This window comes from Companilactobacillus halodurans (assembly GCF_009600985.1).
Lineage (GTDB): Bacteria > Bacillota > Bacilli > Lactobacillales > Lactobacillaceae > Companilactobacillus > Companilactobacillus halodurans.
Window position 1 is genome coordinate 1 of the sequence record NZ_VDFP01000165.1, and the last position, 1,297, is coordinate 1,297.

Annotated in this window: 1 protein-coding gene; it reads left to right on the plus strand. The window is 39.0% G+C overall.

Features of this window, described 5'->3' with window-relative positions; all coding sequences use genetic code 11:
• A partial coding sequence (locus FHL06_RS13310) for a thiamine pyrophosphate-dependent enzyme (RefSeq protein ID WP_192918005.1) occupies positions 1 to 1,297 on the plus strand: 1,297 nt, incomplete at both ends.

Consider the following 1,297-nt stretch of genomic DNA (forward strand, 5'->3'; position numbering starts at 1 on the left):
ATGATGCCAAGATGGATCATGCGCCAGTACTAGCAATTTTAGGACAAGTTCAATCTAAGTTACTTAATACCGATTTCTTCCAAGAAGTTGATACGCATGTTTTATTCGATGATGTGGCTGTTTATAACAAGATCATCATGGACCCACAATCTTTGCCAAGAATTATGGACGAAGCTATCAGAACTGCTATTGCTAAAAAAGGCGTAGCTGTATTGACGATTCCTGATGATATTCCTGACCATATGATTAAGGATAATTTCACACCAAATGTCGACAATTTCCAAATGGAAAATTATAAAATTGATGATAACCAAATTAAGCAAGCCTTGGAAATGATCAAGATTCATTCAAATCCTATCGTGCTAGCTGGTGTAGGTATCAAACATGCTAAAAAAGAAATGAAGGCGTTCATCGAGAAGTATAAGATTCCTATCATTTTAACAATGCCCGCCAAAGGGTTGGTCGACGATGATCACCCTTATAATTTGGGACAGCTAGGAAAACTTGGAACGAAGCCAGCGTTTGAAATGATGCAAAAAGCTGACCTAGTCATTATGATTGGGACTGATTATCCTTATGCACCTTACCTAAATAAAAAGGTTGATGCTATTCAGATTGATACGAATGCGGACCGGCTAGGCAAACGTCGCCATGTTAATATTGCCATTCAAGCCGATGCTAAAGAAGCTCTCACTCGACTTAATGAATTAGGTGAATCAGTTTCAAATAGACCTTATTTGGATGAAGCAATCAGTAAAATTGGTCAATGGCGTAGTTGGATGCAAGATGTCTATTCCAAGAAACATCAAGGTGTCTTGCCATCTTTAATGTTCCATAATCTTAGCCAGAGTGCACCAAGCGATACGATTTGGTCAATTGATGTCGGAACTTCAACTGCTTTTGGAGCAAGATTTTTAACAGCTAAAGCTAGTCAAGACTACACAATTTCAGCATGGCTAGGAACCATGGGTTGTGCTTTACCCGGAGCTATTGCAGCCAAAAAAGCTTTCCCAGATCGGCCAGTTTACGCAGTCGCCGGAGATGGAGCAACTGCCATGGTCATGCAAGATTTCGCCACAGCCGTTAAATATGATTTGCCAATGTTGTATATCGTTTTAAATAATAAATTGTTAGCCTTTATTGAATATGAACAACAATCTGCCGGCCAACAAAATTACGGAATTAGTTTGCCTAAAATTGATTTTGCTAAAGTTGCTGAAGCATGTGGCGGAATCGGTGAAAGAATTACAACTGATGAAGAATTTAAAGCCGCAATTGAAAAGTATCGCAATCCTGA